Origin of the sequence: Streptomyces sp. SP18BB07, from assembly GCF_036322545.1 — a bacterium.
Taxonomy (GTDB): Bacteria; Actinomycetota; Actinomycetes; order Streptomycetales; family Streptomycetaceae; genus Streptomyces; species Streptomyces deccanensis.
The window spans coordinates 1-332 of the sequence record NZ_JAQYWT010000038.1 but is presented as its reverse complement, the minus strand read 5'-3'; the positions used below and the strand labels follow the sequence as shown (position 1 = coordinate 332).

Annotated in this window: 1 protein-coding gene; it reads left to right on the top strand. The window is 64.8% G+C overall.

Going from position 1 to position 332, the window contains the following annotated elements:
• On the top strand, window positions 1–332 hold a 332-nt coding region (locus PUR53_RS00095), incomplete at both ends, for an SRPBCC family protein (protein WP_329894543.1).

Sequence of the window (332 nt, the reverse complement as noted above, 5' to 3'; positions counted from 1 at the left end):
GAGTCGATCGAGCGCTACGACATCGACAGCCTCTCCGTCGGTCGCCGGATCACGTACGACGTGCAGGCGAACTGGAAGCTGATCATCGAGAACTTCATGGAGTGCTACCACTGCGCCACGATCCATCCCGAACTGACCGAGGTGCTGCCGGAGTTCGCGGACGGGTACGCCGCGCAGTACTACGTGGGTCATGGCGCGGAGTTCGGTGAGGAGGTGCGGGGGTTCACCGTCGACGGTTCCGAGGGCCTGGACCGCATCCCCGGTGTCGCCGAGGAGCAGGACCGCCGCTACTACGCGATCACCGTCCGGCCGCAGGTGTTCATCAACCTCGT